11 protein-coding genes are annotated in these 21,087 nt (G+C 46.6%); 5 read left to right on the plus strand and 6 right to left on the minus strand.

The window, feature by feature from the left end; genetic code table 11:
• Positions 1 to 45: 45 nt before the first annotated feature.
• Positions 46 to 3,795 carry a ThuA domain-containing protein gene (locus DVG78_RS21620; protein WP_114463117.1) on the minus strand — a complete coding sequence of 1,250 codons (3,750 nt, stop codon included), beginning with the start codon at positions 3,793 to 3,795 and terminating at the stop codon, positions 46 to 48.
• A 164-nt stretch (positions 3,796 to 3,959) separates the two neighbouring features.
• Here DVG78_RS21620 and DVG78_RS21625 point away from each other — a divergent pair, with 164 nt between their 5' ends.
• The 3 genes from DVG78_RS21625 to DVG78_RS21635 all read left to right on the plus strand — a co-directional run bounded on the left by DVG78_RS21625 (position 3,960) and on the right by DVG78_RS21635 (position 8,573).
• Positions 3,960 to 4,679 carry an NUDIX hydrolase gene (locus DVG78_RS21625; protein WP_114463118.1) on the plus strand — a complete coding sequence of 240 codons (720 nt, stop codon included), beginning with the start codon at positions 3,960 to 3,962 and terminating at the stop codon, positions 4,677 to 4,679.
• Between the two features lie 114 nt (positions 4,680 to 4,793).
• Positions 4,794 to 6,041, plus strand: coding sequence for a peptidase T (gene pepT, locus DVG78_RS21630; RefSeq protein ID WP_114463119.1), 1,248 nt, complete (start codon positions 4,794 to 4,796; stop codon positions 6,039 to 6,041).
• Positions 6,042 to 6,104: 63 nt separating this feature from the next.
• On the plus strand, positions 6,105 to 8,573 hold the full coding sequence (locus DVG78_RS21635; RefSeq protein ID WP_114463120.1) for a TonB-dependent receptor plug domain-containing protein: 2,469 nt from the start codon (positions 6,105 to 6,107) through the stop codon (positions 8,571 to 8,573).
• 64 nt (positions 8,574 to 8,637) lie between these two features.
• Here DVG78_RS21635 and DVG78_RS21640 read toward each other — a convergent pair whose 3' ends face one another.
• Entirely contained in the window at positions 8,638 to 9,618 is a 981-nt protein-coding gene (locus tag DVG78_RS21640) for a phytanoyl-CoA dioxygenase family protein (protein ID WP_114463121.1), read from the minus strand.
• 217 nt (positions 9,619 to 9,835) lie between these two features.
• Between DVG78_RS21640 and DVG78_RS21645 the strand changes: the two genes are divergently transcribed.
• Together DVG78_RS21645 and DVG78_RS21650 are read left to right on the plus strand one after the other, a co-directional pair.
• Positions 9,836 to 10,207, plus strand: coding sequence for a GxxExxY protein (locus tag DVG78_RS21645; RefSeq protein ID WP_114463122.1), 372 nt, complete (start codon positions 9,836 to 9,838; stop codon positions 10,205 to 10,207).
• A 161-nt stretch (positions 10,208 to 10,368) separates the two neighbouring features.
• A complete protein-coding gene (locus tag DVG78_RS21650; protein WP_114463123.1) occupies positions 10,369 to 11,220 on the plus strand; it encodes a helix-turn-helix domain-containing protein in 852 nt (283 codons plus the stop codon).
• 38 nt (positions 11,221 to 11,258) lie between these two features.
• Here the strand turns inward: DVG78_RS21650 and DVG78_RS21655 are convergent, their stop codons facing one another.
• The 4 genes from DVG78_RS21655 to DVG78_RS21670 all read right to left on the minus strand — a co-directional run bounded on the left by DVG78_RS21655 (position 11,259) and on the right by DVG78_RS21670 (position 20,932).
• A complete protein-coding gene (locus DVG78_RS21655) occupies positions 11,259 to 13,856 on the minus strand; it encodes a penicillin-binding protein 1A (RefSeq protein WP_114463124.1) in 2,598 nt (865 codons plus the stop codon).
• Positions 13,857 to 14,021: 165 nt separating this feature from the next.
• Positions 14,022 to 14,900, minus strand: coding sequence for a transglutaminase family protein (locus tag DVG78_RS21660; RefSeq protein ID WP_114463125.1), 879 nt, complete (start codon positions 14,898 to 14,900; stop codon positions 14,022 to 14,024).
• Positions 14,890 to 17,457, minus strand: coding sequence for a circularly permuted type 2 ATP-grasp protein (locus DVG78_RS21665; protein ID WP_114463126.1), 2,568 nt, complete (start codon positions 17,455 to 17,457; stop codon positions 14,890 to 14,892). The genes DVG78_RS21660 and DVG78_RS21665 overlap by 11 nt, the downstream gene beginning before the upstream one ends.
• 49 nt (positions 17,458 to 17,506) lie before the next feature.
• Entirely contained in the window at positions 17,507 to 20,932 is a 3,426-nt protein-coding gene (locus tag DVG78_RS21670) for a transglutaminase family protein (protein ID WP_114463127.1), read from the minus strand.
• Positions 20,933 to 21,087 lie beyond the last annotated feature (155 nt).

The raw sequence follows: 21,087 nt of genomic DNA on the forward strand, positions 1-21,087 counted from the left end.
AGCAGTTCCACTGTGGGTTCTAAACCTTGCCGACGTTAATGCGTTTTATTCCTTTTTTCCTTCAAACACCATTCCCATGGCTTCCAGCTTGATTTTGGAAACATTAGCGCTTTCGTCACGGACGAAATAAACGGTGCCTTTGCCATCGGCGTCAAATTTATCGGGAGTGCCCGTGGAACTGATTTCACCGCCTTGGCCGCCAGCATCCATGATTACCTTGCCATCTTTCACCTTCACCTCGATATATTCAAAAGGTAATCCTGTCATTTTGTATTTACCAGCGTAGGCGCTAATGTCATTTTTGGGGGCAGCATCGACTGCGGGCACATTGCCTAAGGCAGGAGTATCGGTTTTGAATTCGATTCCCATCACGACCATGAGCGAGCCTTCCGCTTTTGGATTTTGGAAAACCAGATAAACATCATGAATCCCTTCGGTGGGGGTAAGGTTGATTTTTGCGGCATTTCCTCCAAAACCTCCTTTGTCAGTGGCTTCAATAAATCCAGATTCGCCGATGAGTTTACCCGTAGGTGAGCCTAAACGAAGCTCAATATTTCCGCCTTGTGCATTTAATTGGGCTTTGGGGGTAGCAACGATTAATTCTATTCGTTGAATGCCGGTTAAATCAGCCTGATTGAGTCCGACGTAAGCGCCCGATTTGCTGGGAATCACGAGGTCGTTTCCGCCAAACGACATTTTGTTAACCGACTCATATTTGTCAAAACCGTGCGGGCTTATTTTAGCATTCCGAAGGGTGTAGGTTTGCTCTGAGGCAAGTGATGGCAGTCCTTTGTTTCCTTGGTCTTCGTAAGAAGCCCTGAGAATGAACACGCCTTGTCCTTTATCTCCAGCAGGTATTTTGGTCGTGTATGAACCTGCCACTGGCAACGATTTCGGGTTGGCTTTTTCGTTAGAAAGACTCAAAATGTATTTTACCATGTCGCCTGCATCAGCCGCTGAAAGTTGTGGGTGGCCTGCCATGGGAGTTTCGCCCCATACACCACTGCCGCCTGAAATCACTTTTTTGGCGAGTTTTTCGATGGCACTGGCATCGCCCTTGTATTTTTGGGCAATGGCGCTGTACATGGGCCCGATGGATTTTTTGTCAATGCTGTGACACGCCTGGCAGTCGCTGGCGGCAATGAGTTTTTTGCCAGTGGCAAAACCCGCACTCGCATCTGCTGAGCGGTGCCCTTGCGCAATGGCTATTTTGTCATATCCTTCGGCCAGATAGTCAATGCTTACGGCTACCTGTTCGGGTTTGATTTTTCCGTTGGCGAGGCTTCCGTCTTCTTTGTCACTTACTTTTACCTCATAATCAAACGATTTGTTGGCGAAAAAGAAAGTTTTGTTGCTTTTGGGTAAGTCAAAGGTCAATACTGGCGGCTCGTTGCCAGCGGTCAATTCCAACGATTGAGCATTAGAAGCGCCTTGTGCGTCGGTCACGGTTAAGGTGGCTTTATACACCCCCGCTTTGGCCAGCGCCAACGTTGGATTTGCTTCGTTTACAACTTTGTTAAAACCGTCTTTGGAGGTAATTTTCCAAGAATACTTCAGCGCATCACCGTCAGCATCGGTTGTTCCTTTTGACGAGAGGTTTACTTTGAAAGGAACCGAGCCTCCCAATTTGTCGGCGGCTACCTGTACCATAGGTTTTCTGTTTCCGCCGTTGTATTCAATCCGTATCAAACGCGCGTCATCGTTGGCCGTAAACCAGCCCGAGCCGTATTCGAGCATGTACAAATCGCCGTTGGCATCAAACTCCATGTCCATCGGATTGCTGAACTTATAGCTTGGCATAAAGCGGTCCATCGAAACATAGTTGCCGTCTTTATCCATCGTAACGGCCATAATCCAGCCGCGCATCCAGTCGTAGGTCAGGATTTTGCCATCATAATACTTAGGGAAAGAACGAGCGGCATTTTTGAACTCTTCGCTGTAAAATACGGGGCCTGCCATGGCATTGCGACCGCCACTTCCCACCATCGGAAACTCGGGAGATTCGCCGTAAGGATACCAAATGAAGGCTTTTTGGGCAGGAGGCAATTCTTTTAAGCCGGTGTTGTTGGGAGAGGTATTGAGGGGCTTGGTCGCGTCCCATCTTTCGCCCGATTTGTTGTTTACAAAGTCAAATTTGTTGTAGGCTTTGTTGTCGCCAACGAAGTGTGGCCATCCAAAGTTACCTGCTTTGCGGGCTTGTCCTACTTCGTCGTGCCCTGCAGGGCCTCGGTCGTCGGCGGGTTTGTTGGCGTCAGGACCTACTTCGCCCCAATACACAAAGCCTGTTTTCTGGTCAACTGAGATGCGGAATGGGTTACGGTGGCCCATGGTATAGATTTCGGGGCGGGTTTGTGGTGTACCTTTGGGAAATAAATTTCCTTCGGGAATAGTGTAGCTACCGTCAGGTTGTGGTTTAATGCGAATGATTTTTCCGCGTAAATCGTTGGTATTGGCCGATGATTTTTGGGCATCCCAAGATTCGCGGCCCGGACGCTCGTCGCTGGGACTGAAACCATTGGAGCCGTGCGGGTTGGTGTTGTCGCCGGTTGATAGGTATAGATTCCCTGCCTTATCCCAAGCGATGGAGCCGCCCGTGTGGCAACATTCTTCGCGTTGGGTAGCTACTTCCAAGATTACTTTTTTTGAACTCATAACCAATTCGTCACCGCGTAATTCGTAACGGGTTAAGATGTTTTTTGGCTCACCACCCGCGGGAGAATAGTACAGGTAAATCCAGTGGTTTTGGGCGAAATTAGGGTCTTTATTCAATCCCAAAACGCCATCTTCGCCTTCCGAAACTTTGCCTTCTTTGCTGGTATACTTGGTGTTTACATCGAGCTTGGCAATGGTTTTGAGTTGCTTGGTTTTGGTGTTATAAAGCCGTATTTCTCCTTTGCGTTGGATGAATAAAATGCGCCCGTCGCCCAACACAGAAAGTTCCATGGGTTCGTCCAGTTTTTCTTCCAAAACCACTTTTGTAAAACGGTTTTCGTCGGGACGTGCTTTGGTATAATCCAAGGCTTTGGGCGCATCGCCTCCCATCACGTAGTTCAATCCAGCCCAGATGTGATTAAGAAAAAGAGGCTCTGAGAAGGTCTCATCAGTATGCCCCATGGCGGTATAAAAAGCCCTTCCTCCATCAAATTCTTGATACCAGCTCATGGGGTGATTATCCCCGTTTTTGCCTCCCTGATAGGTTTTTTCATCAATTTTTAGGAGTACATTAATGCTTGGGCTGATGTTTTTAAAGGCGTAAAATTCATCGGTGCGCTCAAACTCATCAGGCATTCCCTTGGTGGCCCAATGGTTTTTCATGGCAACGATAAATTTTCCTTTTTGAACGTTGCTTGGAACAGAAGGGTGGTCTAAAAAATAGGCCCCTGCCAAGCGTCCGTACCATGGCCAGTCGTATTCGGTATCGGTGGCGGCATGGATGCCTAAATACCCGCCACCTGCTTGGATATAGTGTTCAAAATCAGTTTGTTGGTTGGTGTTGAGTACGTCGCCAGTCGTATTTAGAAATACTACCGAACGATACCGTTTAAGGTTTTCTGGGTTGAATTGAGTGGCATCTTCCGTCAAATCAACGGTGAACCCTTTTTCTTGAGCCATTTTTTGAAATGCAGCTTTTCCTGCCTCAATCGAAGCGTGCCGGAAGGCAGCGGTTTTGCTGAAAACCAATACGCGGCGTTCGGGCGACTGCCCAAAAACCATTGCTGCGCCACATATCAGCAATCCCCAACTGAGTAGCAGGAAACGGACTGATTTTCGGGTGTTTAAGTTTGCTTTTTTCATGAATAAAACGAGTTGAAACTGATAGGTTAACTTGGTAATGTTTTAATTTTAGTAGAGATAATTTTGTTATTATCTCATTATGGGACAATAATAACTGATTTTATTATATTACTCAAATTTTTACGTATTTTTGCCTAAACCCTTATGCTGCATATATCCCCATTATGAATGAACTTGAAGATTTTTTAGCGTTAAAAGACCGTTTTATCCCCCAACTTTCAGTCGATTGCGTGATTTTTGGTTTTCATAATCAACAACTCAAAGTATTGTTACTGAAATTAAAAAACTTAGATTTATGGGCGTTGCCTGGTGGCTATGTTGAGCAGAGTGAAGGCATTGACGATGCTGCTCAGCGTATTTTGGAAGAGCGGACGGGCCTGAGAGATATTTATTTGGAACAGTTTCGGGTATTTGGTTCGGCAGACCGCTCCACCAAGGAATTTATCCAAAAAATCATGGAAGTACACCACCCAGAATCGATGAACGACCCTTGGGTGTTGCAGCGCTATGTTTCCATCGGTTATTATGCTTTGGTAGACTTTTCAAAAGTGAACCCCACGCCAGATTTTTTGTCAGAATACTGTGAGTGGTTTGAGATGAAGCAATTGCCCAAATTGGCCTTCGATCACCGCGAAATCATTCAAAAAGCGTTGGAAACCCTGCGTATAACGCTGGATTCCAAGTTGGTAGGCTCCAATCTTCTGCCCGAAACATTTACGATGATGGAACTGCAAAGCCTGTACGAGACTATTTTGGAGATGCCCCTTCGTCGGAATAATTTTCAACGAAAAATGCTGAGTTTGGATATTTTGGAACGAATCGAAAAACTGTACACGGGAGCGGCCAACAAAGCGCCGTATCTGTATCGATTTAAAAAATCGTAGTCAATTTTTTCTTTATTGACGTTCATTGGCCGTCAATATCCAAAGGTTTGGTAAATTGAAAACCGTTTAGCATCTTGCTAATCGGTTTTTTTTATTCACTAAGCCCACCAACTCATGTCATCAACTCCCTCCACTGTGCTTGACCGCTTTCTGCGATATGTTCAAATTGATACGCAATCCGACCCTAATTCTACCGCGCAGCCTTCGACCGAAAAGCAAAAGGATTTGAGTCGATTGTTGGTCACGGAACTTTTTGAAATGGGGGTTTTAGACGCGCACCTCGATGAGCATGGCTATGTGTACGCCACGCTCCCCGCCAACACGACCAAATACAACGTGCCACTGATTTGTTTTTGTTCGCACGTTGATACTTCGCCTGATTGCTCTGGGGCGGGGGTAAAGCCAATTGTACATACGAAATGGGACGGCTCTGACATTGTACTTCCCGATGATTCATCGCAGGTGCTACGTCAATCAGAACATCCTGATTTGACCGCCCAAATTGGCAATGACATTGTAACCGCAAGCGGTACGACGCTGCTCGGGGCCGACAACAAGGCGGGCGTGGCCGAAATTATGGATGCAGTTTATTTTTTGATTAACAATCCTGACATCAAACACGGAACCGTCAAAATTCTTTTCACCCCCGATGAAGAAATTGGGCGTGGTACTGCCAAGGTAGATTTAGGAAAATTAGGGGCAGCTTTCGGGTATACCATTGATGGCGAGAGTGTTGGGACGTTGGAAGACGAAACTTTTAGCGCGGATGCGGTCAAAATTACGATTTCAGGCGTAAGTACGCACCCAGGTTTTGCGAAAGGGAAACTCGAAAATGCACTTAAAATTGCGGCGGATGTGCTGGCCGCCTTGCCGAAAGATACTTTGTCGCCCGAAACGACCGAAGACATGGAGGGCTTTATTCACCCGACCAATATCGAAGGAATTCTGGAAAAAGTAACCCTCGGATTTATCATTCGTGATTTTACAGTGGCAGGATTGCACGAAAAAGAAACGTACTTGAAGGGTATTTTGGATGATGTTTTGGCGAATTATCCCCATTCCACCGCTCATTTTGAGGTGATAGAGCAATACCGAAACATGAAGGAAGTGCTGGACCAACATCCACAGGTGAGTGACTATGCGCTGGAAGCGATTCGGCGCAGTGGCCTTACTGCCAAGCGGAGTAGTATTCGTGGGGGGACCGACGGGTCGCGGCTTTCGTTTATGGGATTGCCGTGTCCAAACATTTTTGCGGGCGAACACGCGTTTCACTCAAAATTGGAGTGGATATCGGTGCAAGATATGAAAAAGGCCGTCGAAGTGATTGTGAATCTTTGTCAGATTTGGGAAGAAAAAGCGTAACATTTGCGCTACAATTGATACATTATTAACTGCCATTTTACAAACTAAACCGTTAAAATACCAATGTTCCGTAACAGCCTGTTCACACTTTTTGCGGCGTCTTGCATTGCGTTGAGCGCCTTTCGTTTCGACGATAATTGGTTAGACAAAATTGTGGCAAAATTTGAAGCCTACCAACGAAATTCTCCTCAGGAAAAAGCCTATCTGCACTTGGATCGTCCGTATTATTCGGCGGGTGAAACGATTTGGTTTAAGGCCTACTTAATCAACAGCGGCAGTCACACCGCCGACTCGGTCAGCCAAGTTTTGTACGTGGATTTGGTCGATAAAACGACGGGGAAAGTGGTTTTATTGAAGAAAATTGAAATGATTGGCGGATTGGGAGAAGGCGATTTGGTTCTGAAAGATTCGCTCAAAGCGGGCGATTATATGGTCAGGGCCTACACAAACTGGATGCGTAATTTTTCGGAAGATTTCTTTTTTCATCGTGACTTGCCCATTTTTCGGGCGGAGGCGTCGCCGACTGTTTATCCTTCCAATGCCGACGACATTGACGTGCAGTTTATGCCCGAAGGCGGGCAATTGGTGACGGGATTGGAGGGAAGAGTAGCTTTTAAAGCAACCAATATTTTGGGGAAAGGAGCCGACATTACGGGGGCGGTGCTCAATCAGGCGAATGATACGCTGGTGGGATTTTCAACGCTGAAATTTGGCATGGGGTATTTTACCATCACGCCCGAGCCGGGAGAGAAATACCGCCTTGAGGTGCGTAAACCCGACGGTAAATATGCGAAATACCCTTTTCCTGAACCACAAAAAGAAGGAATCCTAATGATGGTGGACAATGTTTCCAACAAAGAAAACGTGAGGGTTATTCTTAAACACAATAAGGCCGTTTCGGCAACGAGCGAACTCGCACTGATAGCCCAAACGAGGGGAGAAATAATGTACGCTGCCAAAACGTCGATGTCCAAAAAGATGTCGCTTTTCAGCATTCCAAGGGCCAGTCTTCCCGAGGGAATTACACAATTGACGGTTTTTGACGAAAAGGGTTTACCCGTTTGTGAACGTCTGGTTTTTGTCAACAAAAATCAGCCTTTATCGTTAGAATTGAAGTCTGACAAAGCGTTTTATAAAAGCCGTGAAAAGGTAGAGTTGGAACTGACGGCAAAAGACGCGGCGGGTAATCCCGTTAGCGGAAGTTTTTCCTTAGTCGTGACCGATGCGGGGCAAGTGCTTGAAAAAGAGACATATGGGGTGAATATTCGTTCGTACACGTTGTTAACCTCCGACTTAAAGGGTGCGGTTGAGCAACCTTCTTATTATTTTGATGCTAAAAACCCTAACAATGTTCGTGACCTAGAAGTGTTGATGATGACACAGGGGTGGCGGAGATTTTCTTGGAAAAACGCCTTGGAAGATTCGCTTGTGGCCAACAAATACTTTGTGGAAGAAGGGATTTCGTTGATGGGAAAGGTAGTGCGTGGCAATAAAAAACAGCCCGGAAAAGTGAAGTTGACTTTTATGTTGCAATCCAACGGCAAGGACAGTACGCGTGCCGTTTTTATGGGTGAAACGGCAGAAACAGGCGAATTTGCCGCCCTAAATTTAGACGTGCGCGACACCACCAATCTGTTGATTCAAGCCGTGTCTGAGCGCGGAAACCGTAATTTTGACATCTTACTGGATGCTTTCCAGCCCGCTACCGTGACCGTCACTAAGATACCTTTTAACAGCATTCAGTTTGATGCCAATGAGTTGGCTGAGTATTTGAAGCGGGCTGATGAATATTTGCAAATAGAGCGCAAAATCCGTGAAAGCCGCGAAAAAATGTTGCAGGAAGTAGTCATAAAAGCCCGAAAAAGCGACCAAGTTAAGAAAGATAGCCGCCGGGCTATTTACGGAACCCCCGACGCTTCGATCAAATTTGACCAGATTAATGCCTCGGGAGCAATGACCATCTTCGACGTTATTCAAGGGCGCGTAGCGGGCGTAACCGTGACGGGTAGCGGGTTTAACCGCACGGTACAGATTCGAGGCTCGGCAAACTTCAGCGGAGTGGTAGAACCGCTGTTTGTACTCGATGGAATGCCAGTCGATAAAGCCTCTATTATGAATATTCCACCCGTTGATGTAGAAGCCGTTGATATTCTAAAAGGAGCGTCGGCGGCCATTTATGGAAGTCGAGGCGGGGGCGGTGTTATTGCGATTTTGACCAAAAGAGGCGGTGAAAATTATGATTGGTCCAAAGACAAAGAGCTGGTGCCGGGTACGCTAGTAACCAAATTGCTGGGCTACAGTCCCGTCCGTGAATTCTACGCACCGCGCTATGATAAAGCGGCTCCTGAGCACGTACGTCCCGATTTTCGTCCAACGGTATTTTGGGCACCCATGATTCAGACCGATAAAGAAGGTAAAGCCAAGATGACATTTTTTACGTCGGATGCCCAAACACAACTCAATCTTCGGGTAGAAGGGATGACCCCCCAGGGGCAGTTTGGGGCCGCGACGACCCAGTTGAAAGCGCAATAAATGCAATTATAACAAGAACCGTTTTCAGCATATATAAAGCTGAGAACGGTTCTTGCTTTATTGCCTACCAGTTTTCTAATCCAAGCAATTTCTTACCTAATTCATTCAATTCAGCGACGTCATACTTGGTTTGTTCCCAGTTGCGCGGGTCGCCGGGAAAGGCGTATCCTTCGGGAGAGATACGGTTTTTCCACGAATTAATCCGCCACTCTCGCATGGACTCGTTTTCTTCTTCAGCGGGCATCATCGAGATGTACTGCGCAATGCGCACTTTGTTACCCGATAAATTTGGCCGAATGCCATGCGGCTGCGAGCTGTTGAAAATCAACAAATCGCCCGCTTCCAGTTTGACTTTGACTAAGTATTGTTCAAGTCCCGTAATGTCGGGTTTAAAGTGGTTACGGTCTTCGGGTTGGGTCAGTTTCCATGTATCGTACGTCCGGAAAAGCTCAGGAATGCATTGGAATCCGCCCATGTTTTCGTCGGTTTGGTCCGCCAAAGCCAATACGCCCTGCACATTTTGGGGTTTGGTTTCGGGGTCATAGTCCCAGTGAATAAAACCTTTGTATTCAAATCCAGGCCGAATCGGGAAGTTGAGATTGGCGCGGTCGATGGTTACCCACAGTTTTTCGGTGCCCCAAATATCCACAAACGCATCATAAACCCTTTGCATCTGGCGGTTATTCCAGAGGTGTTGGTTGTTATATACTTCCACCATTCCTGTTCCCGTCAATTCTTTCATTTTCATTTCGGCGCGGGGAGGGGCGTACCATGTTTCGGGGTCAGTAGGGTCTTTTTCTTCAAATTCCCATAAAAACTGTGCAGTGCGCTCGGCTTGTTCTTTCGGAACGGCATTTTTAATGACAATGTAGCCGTTGTGAATCCAAAATGCCCAATCTTCTTCGCTCAATACCCGAAGGGGTTGGCCGTTGGAACGGTCGCTCAACTTGATATGACTGCTGGTAGCCGTTGAGGGATTGCCGGGAATGTCTTTATGGTTTTGGTTGGGGGTGGCCATCGTAGGGGCCATTGTTTGCGCGTCCATGTTATGTCTTATTTTGAATTGAAATAATGATACAAAGATAATGGCTTGCGATGGCTGATTTCTACCCCGATTGTTGCTAAAATTTGAACAATATTGATTTTTTAATTGATAATTTATGGGATTTTTGTAAAAATAAACTAATTTACCTCCTTCTCTCCGTGGTTAAAAAATAACAACCACAGAGGGAAGGAGGGACACGGAGAAAATAGGATACCCTATGATTGAAAATGAAATTACCCAAAAAATTATTGGGTGTGCCATTGAAGTGCACCGAGAGCTTGGACCTGGATTGTTGGAGTCGGCGTATGAAGAGTGTCTGTTTTATGTGCTGAACCAAAATCAAATCTACACAGAGCGCCAAAAGGCAATGCCACTGCTATTTAAAGGAGTTCATTTGGATTGTGGATATAGACTTGATTTGTTTATTGAGCGCAAAGTAATCGTTGAACTTAAAGCCGTTGAGGCCATCAATGATGTTCACAAAGCGCAACTCATGACGTATATGAAGTTGGCCAAATGCAAGGTGGGATTACTGATTAACTTTAATGTGGTGAGGCTCAAAGACGGGATTGTGAGGTGGATTATTTAACCTCTGTGTCCTTCCGTTTCTCCGTGGTTAAAAATAATAACCACAGAGGGAAGGAGGAACACAGAGAAAAGGAACTCCGTGAATCTCCGTTTCTCCGTGGTTAAAAAAAATAACAACCACAGAGGGAAAGAGAGACACAGAGATAAAAAACTCAACGAACGATGAAAATACAATTTGAAGAATTAAATATAGCCTCCGACAGCTCGTTTAAGGTCATGCTCAACCCGAGGATGAACGACTTCTTTTTTTGGCACTTCCACCCCGAATTTGAGCTGGTCTATATCGAAGGCGTAAACGGGAATCGGCACGTTGGAGAGCACATTTCACGCTACCAAGGCAGCGATTTGGTATTTATTGGCTCCAATATTCCCCATTTGAATTTTGATTATGGTGTGAAGGAAGAATACGAAAAAATAGTCATTCACCTTCGGCCCGATTTTTTGGGGGAATCATTTGGCGCTATACCTGAGTTGGCAAGCGTGTTTCAACTTTTTGAGAAAGCCCAATTGGGAATAGGATTTGGAAAAGAAACGACTGGAAAAATAAGCGAGCGCCTAAAAAAAATCTACTACCTGCCTCATTTCGAACAGTTTTTGGAAGTGTTAAGCATTTTTCAACTCTTGGCCTCTGCAAAGGATATTGAATTGCTCCATACCAAACCCGTTGAAAATCAGTACACTAAAAAAGACCAAGAGCGCCTCAAACGCCTGTATCGGTTTATGGATGAAAACTACCAGCGCAAAATCGAAATCGACGAAGTAGCCGAGCTGAGCCATCTGAGCAATGCCGCTTTTTGTCGTTATTTTAAGAAAATGACGCGGCTGACGTTTACCGAATTTCTCAATCATTACCGCATCAACCAAGCTAAGAAGCTGCTGTTGATGGACAAAAACGTGACCGAAAGCTGCTTTGAATGCGGCTTTGAAAGTTTGTCTTACTTTAACCGCACGTTCAAAAAAGTAACGGGCGAAAACCCGTTGACTTTTAAAAAACGATATTTGAATAGGGGATGAATTCGTAAAAACTAAACCGAAAAGACCATAGAATACTCCTACGAATTTATCGTATCCACTGGCACATCCGGAATCTCAATGTCGGGGTCAATCGACGGGGGTAGCATAAAGAGTGAGTCTTTAATGGCGTTGGTTGAGTCAGGTACTTGCTCGATGGGCGACGAAGGTGCGCAACCTTTATAAGGCTTGATGATGGTGATTGTGGGTTTGGGGAAAGGCCCGCGCTTGTAGCCGATGCTTGCATCATCGTACACTTTTTCCAGAAAACGCCCGACCAGAGGCAAGGCCGTTTTGGCTCCCTCGCCCAGATTTGTACTTCGGAAGTGGATACTGCGGTCGTCGCCGCCCACCCAGCCGCCTACCACGAGGTCTTTGGTGACACCCATGAACCAGCCGTCGGAGTTGTTGGAAGTGGTGCCCGTTTTTCCGCCAATCTCAAAACCATTTTTAAACAAACTGCCAAACGTCCAGATGTTTTGCGAAGTCCCGCTGGGTTCTTCGATACCCCCTTTGAGCATGTGAACCATCAAAAACGCGGATTCTTCGCTGATGACCTGTTTGCTTTGCGGGGCAAATTCCTCAATCACGCTCCCATTGGCATCCTCGATGCGCGCCACCACTACTGGGTCGGTATGGCGACCGCCGTTGGGGAATACCGCATATGCCGCCACCATATCAAACAACGACACATCAAACGGCCCCAATCCGATGGATGGAACGGCTTTCAGCGTGGTCGTAATGCCAAGTTTATGGGCGTAATTCACCACCGATTGCGCACCGATTTTGTTTGTTAAATGTGCCGTTACGGAATTGATCGAACGCGCTAAGGCCCGGCGGAGGGTTAGTTCTTGATAAGTAAAACCGCCTGTTGAGTTTTTGGGTCGCCAGATTCGGGTTGTATCGCGTCCGCGAACTTTTTCCCGAACTTCAATCTGAAACGGCTCATCGACCATCTTATCGCAGGGGCTCATGTTAAACGCTGAGCTGTCGATAGCGGCGCAATAAACAAAGGGTTTAAAGGTGGAGCCGGGTTGGCGTTTTCCTTGCTGAACGGCGTCGTATTTGAAGAATTTATAGTTCAAACCACCCACCCAAGCTTTTATCTGCCCCGTATAAGGGTCCATGGCCATCATGCCCGCGCGCAAAATGCGCTTGTAATAATTGAGGGAATCTATCGAGCTCATCATGACTTTTTTCTCACGACCCGTTTTCCAGTCGTAAATGGTCATGGTATCTCGTTTGTTCATATAATACCAAACGGAATCCTGCCGGGCGGCTGAATCCAGTTTTGCAAATTGCTTTGATAATAACTTGTAGCGGTCGGTGCGTTTGGCCACGTCGTTCAAAAAGTTAGGGATTTCGTTGCCTTGTTCGTCGCGCCACGGATTTTGATTCAACCAATGATTTTCGAAGCTTTGCTGAAGCATCCGCATTCGTTCGGAGACGGCGGCTACTGCATGACGTTGCATCCGTGAATCAATCGTTGTCCGAATTTTTAGGCCATCAGTGTACGGGTCATAATCGTTTTCTTCGCCCCATTTTTGGATAAAATCTTCCACACTTCCGTTGAAATACTGATAAATGGCGTATTCGTCGTCTTCTTCGTTGAAGCGCTCGGGCGTCAGGCGAAGTTCGATGGGAAGTTTACTGAGCGAATCGGCCTGACTTTGTTTCAAATAGTTGTACTTCACCATTTGCGACAACACGGTATTACGGCGTACCAGTGATTTGTCGTAGTTTTTGGTCGGGTTGTAGGTGTTGGTCGCTTTCTGGAGACCCACCAATACCGCCGCTTCTTGTAAGTTAAGTTCGTAAGGCGATTTATTGAAATAATACCGTGCGGCCGTCTTGATGCCGTAAGTATTGTTGGAATAGTCAACGGTATTGAAGTACATGGTCAGAATTTCTTCTTTCGAAAAGTTTCGTTCCAGCCGAATCGCCGTGAGCCATTCTTTGGTTTTATAGACAACCGTCCTCACAAGCGGAATATAACCAAGCAACCCCCTGGCGGAGCGTTTACGGGTTTTGAACAGTTTTTTCGCCAATTGTTGCGTAATGGTACTTCCGCCGCCGCGCTCGCCTCCTTTTAAAATACCAACGGCTACGCCCATCAATGCCCGTGAGTCAATGCCCGAGTGCTCATAGAAACGCGCGTCTTCGGTGGCAATGAGGGCTTTTACGAGGTTGGGCGAAAGGCTGTCGTAGTCAATGGGAGTACGATTTTCGGTATAAAATTTTCCAATCAATTGCCCGTCAGAAGAATAAATTTCTGAGGCTTGGGCCACTTTTGGGTTTTGTAAATCTTCGACACTGGGCATACTGCCACACAACCATAAAAAGTTGGTTTCGACACAAAAGATGTAAAAAGCAAATGCGGCGGTCCCGTATACAAATGCTTTCCAAGTCAGGATTATGGGGCGATAATAGGGGGAGTTTACATCAACACGAGAATGAAATTTTCTTTTTAACGAGGTACGGTACGCCTGTAGGGTATGAGTCCAGTTTTGTAGCCGTTCTTTGCCTATTATTTTACCCAATAAATTGTAAAATAATGACAGCAACAGACCGAATGCCCGTTTTACAGGAGCAATGAGTTTTTGCCAAATCACGTTCAGTTTCTCCAAAAATTCACGCATAAATCAATGCATAATGGGTTTGAGCGTCAAAGATAGCTTTTTTGATAGAGACCAAAAAACGAAGTGATTTTACGAGTGGTCAAGAAATGCACATGAGATGGTATTTTTGCTGTCATGGCAATTTTATGACAACACATAACTATCGCATGACCAAACCACGACCAACTACCCAAGTTCTAGCGGGACTAAATTGACCGCGACGGATAAGGTATGTTTGCCAGAACTGAAAATGATGCCCTTCAGCGGGGCAATGTCGCCGTAATCTCGTCCGTAGGCCGTGATAATGTGCCTTTCCTGCGGAATCATGTCGTTGGTCGGGTCAAATTCGCACCAACCCATGTTAGGAATATAAACCGACAACCACGCGTGGGAAGCATCCGAACCTTGCAGTTTTTTCTTGCCGGGTGGGGGTAAAGTCTCAATATAGCCGCTTACGTAACGGGCTGGGAATCCCAAACTTCGTAGACAAGCAATGGCCAAATGGGAAAAATCTTGACATACGCCTTTGCGCTCTTTCAAGACGGTTTTGAGGGGTGTATTAAGGCTGGTGAAGTCGGAAACAAAAGCAAATTCAGTGAATATTTTATGGCACAACCTCCGCACGCAGTCGTATAGAGGAAGGGTATCGGCAAAACAATCCCGGGCAAAATCCCTGATTTCATCGTCCCACGTAATAAACGGACTCGGCAACATATATTGCAACAGTTCCGCTTTCAATAAATGGGTATTCCAAACGTAGTGACGGGCTTCTTTACAGGTCATTGAGAGGCTTTCGGACAAAATGGTTTTGGGGAAACTTTCCACGGCACTTTCGGCCACAACCTCCAATTCTTTGTGCGAAACATCTATGGAAAAATAATGCAATGTATTGCCAAAAAAATCAGTCCTCGGGACCACTTCAACGGGGTGGGGCGTGATGTGGAGCGAAAATGAATGACAAAGTTGTCCCTTCATGGTTTGGGGTTTCAAACAAACCAAGCTGTGGTAGGTATTTACTGGTACCACGTATTTATAGTGCGTTCGATGCGTTAGCTTATACTTCATGAATGTCGTTGTTATCCGTCCCCTCCAGCAAAACATTTTGAATGACGGTATGCATGAAATACAAATGGGTCAAACTCAGGGTAACTGACGAAATCAAATCGGTCACCTCCGATAACAAACCATCTAAGTTTTCTCGAAACAAGGTGCTGGGCTGACAGGCGCTTAGTTTGGAAATATCGGCTAGTTTAATTTTAGCGGACGCCTCCAAAACGGCTTTTTCGGCTTGATTTAAACGGTCGAATTGCGCATTTTTGGGAAGTTGACTTAGGCAGTCCGACAACATATCTAGTTGATACACCAACGAATAAGGGAGCTTATTGTCCAATAAAACCATGTCGAGGGTAGCTTCTAAATTAAAGCTTGTTTTGTAAATCTGACGGTAATGAACCAGCAGGTGTTGATTGGTTAACAGGGCTTCAATGAGCTCACTTTCAATATTTTCGTCATTTTTAAAGCTAAAAAAAGAGCGAATAATACTGATACGAGAAAGCACCCGCTCTACGAGTTTTCCCGCTTCCAACAGATAGTAGCCGTTGTCGCGCGGCATGGATTCAGAAATAATGCCGTAGAAAGTAAACAGGCGAATGTGCAGCTTGTCCAGTACTTTTTGAAAACCGTTAGGATTCTGGATGTCGGCGTTGACGACCTTTTTTTGACTGTTTTCAATCAAGTTAATAATCCGCCGGGTATCGTTGTTCCATTTGTCGCTGACGCTAATGACCGCCATCAGAAATGAGCCCAAATGCGCGGCCACCGAGCCTGATTTTTGAGCGTTTCGTATCAATTCAATGATTTCTACGTACGGATTTTCGCGAATTTCTTCATTCTTTTCGTCCGTAAAGCCTGGATACGTAAAGGTCAGGTGGGTAATGGATTGCAACAAAATGTCGATGTACTCTGATTTGTACGAACCCCGAAAAGCTACGTTTTCGTTGAGTGCGTTGATGACGATGGTCAAAAATTTGGTCAGCGCCATGGTGCGTTCGCTGTAGCGGCCTACCCAAAACAGGTTTTCGGCGGTACGGCTCGGCAGCGAAGTATGGTGAATGACGGGCAGGGATTTAGGAACAATAATTTTGCTCTTGACCTCGGGCATCGTGTCCGAAACAATCCAAGTGTCTTTGGAAATTCCGCCGTATTGATTTGAAATGATGTACCTGTCTTTTTCAGCCGAACTGCGGGTCAAGCCGCCCTGCATCACCTGATAGTCATTGCCGTCGGAAACCAAAAAAGCCCGGAGCGAAGCCAAGCGAGGCTCGATTTTTCCATCAATCAGCGACGGAGTGGTTGAAAGGCTCACCTCTTCCTGCGCCACATATTCATGCGGATTTTGGAGAATGGCGTTTCTAAGGTCGCTGAGCTGTTCGTTGGTCAACAGACGCCCATACAAGGACCGGAATTTTTGCTTTCGATTGGCTTTTTTGATGATTAACCGGTGAAGGTTGGCCAACACGAAATTGCGCTCTTTGGGTTGGCCGCACCACCAAGTCGCAATCGATGGCATAATGAGTTCTTCCCCCAAAAAATAGCGGCACGTAATGTTCATAAATGCCAAAAAGGCGCTGTTTTCGAGCACACTTGCCCCGGGTGGGTTTAGCACTGTGACATTGCCCGAGCGAATGACGTGCAACAGCCCGGGTACACCCAAGCGGGAATCTTCCCGCAGTTCGAGCGGGTCACACCAATCGTCGTCAACGCGGCGTACGATGACATCCACGCGTTCCAAACCGTCGATGGATTTTAACCAAACGTAGCCGTTGCGGACCAATAAATCGTCGCCTTGGGCCAGCGTATAGCCCAAATAGGAGGCCAAATAAGCGTGTTCAAAATAGGTTTCGTTGTTGGAGCCGGGGGTAAGATAAACAATGTTTGGATTTTCTTTGCCCCGATTAGCAAACCCTGCAACGGTTTGACTAAAATGATTGAAAAAAGGAGAAAGCCGATTTACAAACATTCCTTCGGTCAGCTCAGGCAGCAACTTGCTCATGATGCGGCGGTTTTCGAGCGTATAGCCCGCCCCAGAAGGAACTTGGGTACGGTTATCGACGAGCCACATTCGGCCATCGGGGCCCCGCGCCATGTCGGCGGCGTACAAAATCAATTGATTTTGGGAAGGGATTTTTATGTCAAAACAAGGTCGACAAAAACCTGTGTTGTCAAATACCAATTCGGGCGGTAAAATGTCATCTTTGACCAGTTTTTGGGGGCCATAGATGTCTTTTAGCATCAAGTCGAGCACCAATGCCCGTTGTTTGAGGCCTTTTGAAATATGATCCCATTCCTTTCGCTCAATGAGAAAAGGAATGGGATCGAGTTGCCAAGGGCGATTCAGACCATCGGAACTGTCATAAATATTGTACGTAACACCATTCTCTCGTAATCTGTTGATAATCTCCTGATTACGCACTTCTAGCTCTTTGATTCCCAGTCGTTCGAGCGACGCAAAAAGCGTTTGCCAGTGGGGCTTAACGCGACCATCGGGGCCGATGGTTTCGTCGTAGGAATTAATTTCCTGTCGATACGATTGGAATAAATCAAGAGCGGTGCCTGTGTGCATTAGGGATAGGTTACGAATAATATCAAAAAGGTATTATGGCCCTAAATTACTACTTTGCGCGCCAAAATCTTCGTAAATCCAGCGTATTTGGATATTCAGGATTGATTAACTCAATCGGCGTATCAATTTTTAGGTCTTTTTTGCTTTCGGCCACAAACCGAGAAATGGTGGAAGTAGCCTGCTGAACGGGTACTGATGCTTCCTGATTTTCGTTGGATGGCGTGTGTCCAAAGCCCCAAAAACGACTAATTTTTCGGGATTCGGCTTCGTAACTATTGACGGGGTAAGTGTCAAAACTGCGGCCTCCTGGGTGCGACACAAAATAGGTGCAGCCGCCCAATACGCGGTTGTTCCAAGTGTCTACCACGTCGAATACCAGCGGTGCATCTACCCCGACCGTCGGGTGAAGTGCCGACGGCGGGTTCCAGGCCTTGTAGCGTATGCCCGCCACAAATTCACTTTTGACGGCGGTACTGCGGAGCGGAACCCGGCAGCCGTTACAAACCAAAATGTGCCGGTCTTGCACAAAACCGCTTACTTTTACTTGTAAACGTTCAAGGGAAGAGTCGACAAAACGCGCTGTTCCTGAGCTAGATAATTCTTCTCCAAGTACGTGCCAAGGCTCAATGCCGAGCCGAATTTCGAGTTGCATATTGTCGACCGTGATGTTGCCGTAATGTGGAAAACGGAATTCAAAGAAAGGATCAAACCACGAAATATCGAAGGCATAACCCGCGTCTTTGAGGTCGTTGACCACGTCGACCATGTCGAGATAGGCAAAGTGTGGCAACAAAAAGCGGTCGTGCAATTCAGTACCCCACCGAATCAGTTTTTTCTTGTAAGGTTGTTTCCAGAATTTGGCAATCAATGCCCGCACTAACAAGGTTTGTACCAAGTTCATGTGTTTATGTGGCGGCATGTCAAACGCCCGGAATTCCAGAATTCCCAATCGCCCCGTTGAGGAATCAGGTGAATACAGTTTGTCAATGCAGAACTCGGTGCGGTGGGTATTTCCCGTCACATCCACCAACAGGTTGCGGAATATTCGGTCGACCATCCAAAACGGCACTTCTCCATCATCGGGTATTTGGTCAAAGGCAATTTCGGCTTCGTATAGGCGTTCGTCGCGGCCTTCGTCGATGCGGGGTGCTTGACTCGTTGGGCCAATGAATGAACCCGCAAACAAATAACTTAGTGCTGGGTGGTGCTGCCAATAGGTAATCAAACTGCGCAGCAAATCGGGTCGACGAAGTACGGGACTGTCGGCAGGAACTGCGCCACCAATGGTGACGTGGTTGCCGCCGCCCGTGCCGGTATGCCGCCCATCCACCATAAACTTGTCGGTGCCCAAACGGGCAAAAAATGCCTCTTCATAGAGGGCACTGATGTTGTCTACCAGTTCTCCCCACGATTTGGAAGGATGAATGTTGACCTCAATCACACCCGGGTCGGGAGAGACAATCAATTTTTGTAAACGGTAATCCGACGGTGGCGTATAGCCTTCAATTCGTACTGGAATTTGGAGTTTTTCGGCCGTGGCTTCAATGGAAGCCATCAAATCCAAGTAATGTTCTAAGTATTCGGTAGGAGGGAGGAACACGTAAACAATGCCATCACGCTCTTCCACCGAAAGGGCCGTTTTGAAGGTGTCGACTTCGTAAGCCACCGTTTTTTCAGTTGCGTTCTCTTCCGTTTTTTCTTCTGATTCCGCCTTTTTTATCGGAGAAACAGGAGCTTTATAATCTGGGGCGATGGTGCCGTAGCGTTTTTCAACCACGCCTCCGTATTGACCCAAGGGTGGCAAATCTTCAAACGGACTCCGCTCGATGGGGTCTTCGCGCTTGTCTTTGGTTACTTCTGGTAGTGATTCGAGAGGCAAACGTAATCCAACGGGAGAATTCCCCGGGATTAAATAGCAATGATTACGTCTAAACTGCCACACGCAGCTTGTCCAAGCTTGCGTCCGCCAATCCCATTTGATGGGCAAAACGTAGCCTGCTGGGTTATTTAAGCCTTTTTCCAATAGTTTTGCCAACGTCTGACGCTCAACCGAATCTTTCAGATTGACGGCCAACGGGTCGATATTTACGGGCAGTTTTCCTTCCTCCAAGGCCCAATAAATGGGGTCTTCGTAGGTGGGTGTTAAGTTATTAGGATTGATTCCGAGGTATTTGGTCAGCTCAGACGCAAATAATTCAGCATCTCTAAACGTAAATTTCGGACCATCTTCTTTGGCCACCAATGCGTCGTTTTTCCACAAGGTTTGGCCGTCCTTGCGCCAGTAGAGCGCGTATTGCCAACGCGGAAATAACTCCCCAGGATACCATTTCCCTTGTCCAAAATGAAGCAGGCCACCGTGTGCAAACCGATTTTTGAGACGCAGGGCCAAGTCATAGGCCAATTTACGCTTCAAGGGGCCATCGGCGGTGGAATTCCATTCGGGCGATTCAAAATCATCAATTGAAACAAAAGTCGGCTCGCCGCCCATCGTGAGTCGTACGTCGCCTTCCTGCAAATCCTTTTCTACGTCATTTCCTACCTGCATGATGTTTACCCACTGCTCTTCGGTGTAGGGCTTGGTCACGCGGGGGTCTTCATGGATGCGGTAGACCCGGTTGTCGAACTCAAAACTTACTTCACATACGTCGGTTGCCCCCGTTACAGGCGCGGCGCTGGCGTAGTCTGGTGTGCAGCACAGCGGAATGTGTCCCTCGCTCGCAAAAAGCCCCGAGGTAGGGTCAAGGCCAATCCAGCCTGCGCCGGGCACGTAGGCCTCGGCCCAAGCGTGCAAATCCGTGAAGTCAGCTTCGGGGCCAGAAGGGCCGTCGAGTGATTTAACGTCGGAGGTCAGCTGTACCAAATAGCCCGACACGAAGCGGGATGCAATGCCCAGATGCCGAAGAATCTGCACCAACAACCAAGCCGAATCACGGCAAGAGCCGCTCAAACTGGTGAGGGTTTGTTCGCAGGTCTGAACGCCGGGTTCCATACGAACATTATAAAAGAGGTCTTTGAAGAGTTTTTGGTTGAGATAGACCAGATAATCAACGGTTTTGATGTCGGTCGTAATCTTGTTTTTCTCAATCCAATCCATCAACATCGGCCCTGCTTCGCGGGCTTCCAGATAGGGTGTAAGTTCATTTTTGAGGAGTTTGTCGTACTGAAAAGGGAATTTTTCGGCGTATTCTTCCACAAAAAAGTCAAACGGATTGATGACCTGCATTTTGGCAATGACCTCTACTTCGATGCTCAGTTCGGTCGTTTTTTCGGGAAAAACCACCCGTGCCTGATAATTACCGAAAGGGTCCTGCTGCCAGTTGATAAAATGGTTTTTGGGCGAAATCTTAAACGAATACCCTTCAATCGGCGTGCGCGAGTGAGGGGCAGGGCGCAACCGAAAAATGTGCGGTGAAAGGCTGACACTTCGGTCGAAGATGTATTTAGTTTTGTGGGAAATAGCAACTTTTATCGACATATACAATCAATTTGATACGAACTTTGGACGATTTATGTAAAAAAAATCAAAAATGCGGTTAAAAGTAAATTAACCAATAAAAAATCATAGATTCTCTTGAAAGGTGTATAAATTCTTGATTTTTTATCCATAAATGTAAACGTATATATTGATAT

The sequence above is a fragment of the Runella aurantiaca genome (assembly GCF_003339505.1).
GTDB lineage: Bacteria > Bacteroidota > Bacteroidia > Cytophagales > Spirosomataceae > Runella > Runella aurantiaca.

What these genes read in the sequence shown, in the direction of transcription:
- DVG78_RS21620 (WP_114463117.1), bottom strand. Translation starts at nt 3,795, where the DNA reads ATGAAAAAAGCAAACTTAAACACCCGAAAATCAGTCCGTTTCCTGCTA.
- DVG78_RS21625 (WP_114463118.1), top strand. Translation starts at nt 3,960, where the DNA reads ATGAATGAACTTGAAGATTTTTTAGCGTTAAAAGACCGTTTTATCCCC.
- pepT (WP_114463119.1), top strand. Translation starts at nt 4,794, where the DNA reads ATGTCATCAACTCCCTCCACTGTGCTTGACCGCTTTCTGCGATATGTT.
- DVG78_RS21635 (WP_114463120.1), top strand. Translation starts at nt 6,105, where the DNA reads ATGTTCCGTAACAGCCTGTTCACACTTTTTGCGGCGTCTTGCATTGCG.
- DVG78_RS21640 (WP_114463121.1), bottom strand. Translation starts at nt 9,618, where the DNA reads ATGGACGCGCAAACAATGGCCCCTACGATGGCCACCCCCAACCAAAAC.
- DVG78_RS21645 (WP_114463122.1), top strand. Translation starts at nt 9,836, where the DNA reads ATGATTGAAAATGAAATTACCCAAAAAATTATTGGGTGTGCCATTGAA.
- DVG78_RS21650 (WP_114463123.1), top strand. Translation starts at nt 10,369, where the DNA reads ATGAAAATACAATTTGAAGAATTAAATATAGCCTCCGACAGCTCGTTT.
- DVG78_RS21655 (WP_114463124.1), bottom strand. Translation starts at nt 13,856, where the DNA reads ATGCGTGAATTTTTGGAGAAACTGAACGTGATTTGGCAAAAACTCATT.
- DVG78_RS21660 (WP_114463125.1), bottom strand. Translation starts at nt 14,900, where the DNA reads ATGAAGTATAAGCTAACGCATCGAACGCACTATAAATACGTGGTACCA.
- DVG78_RS21665 (WP_114463126.1), bottom strand. Translation starts at nt 17,457, where the DNA reads ATGCACACAGGCACCGCTCTTGATTTATTCCAATCGTATCGACAGGAA.
- DVG78_RS21670 (WP_114463127.1), bottom strand. Translation starts at nt 20,932, where the DNA reads ATGTCGATAAAAGTTGCTATTTCCCACAAAACTAAATACATCTTCGAC.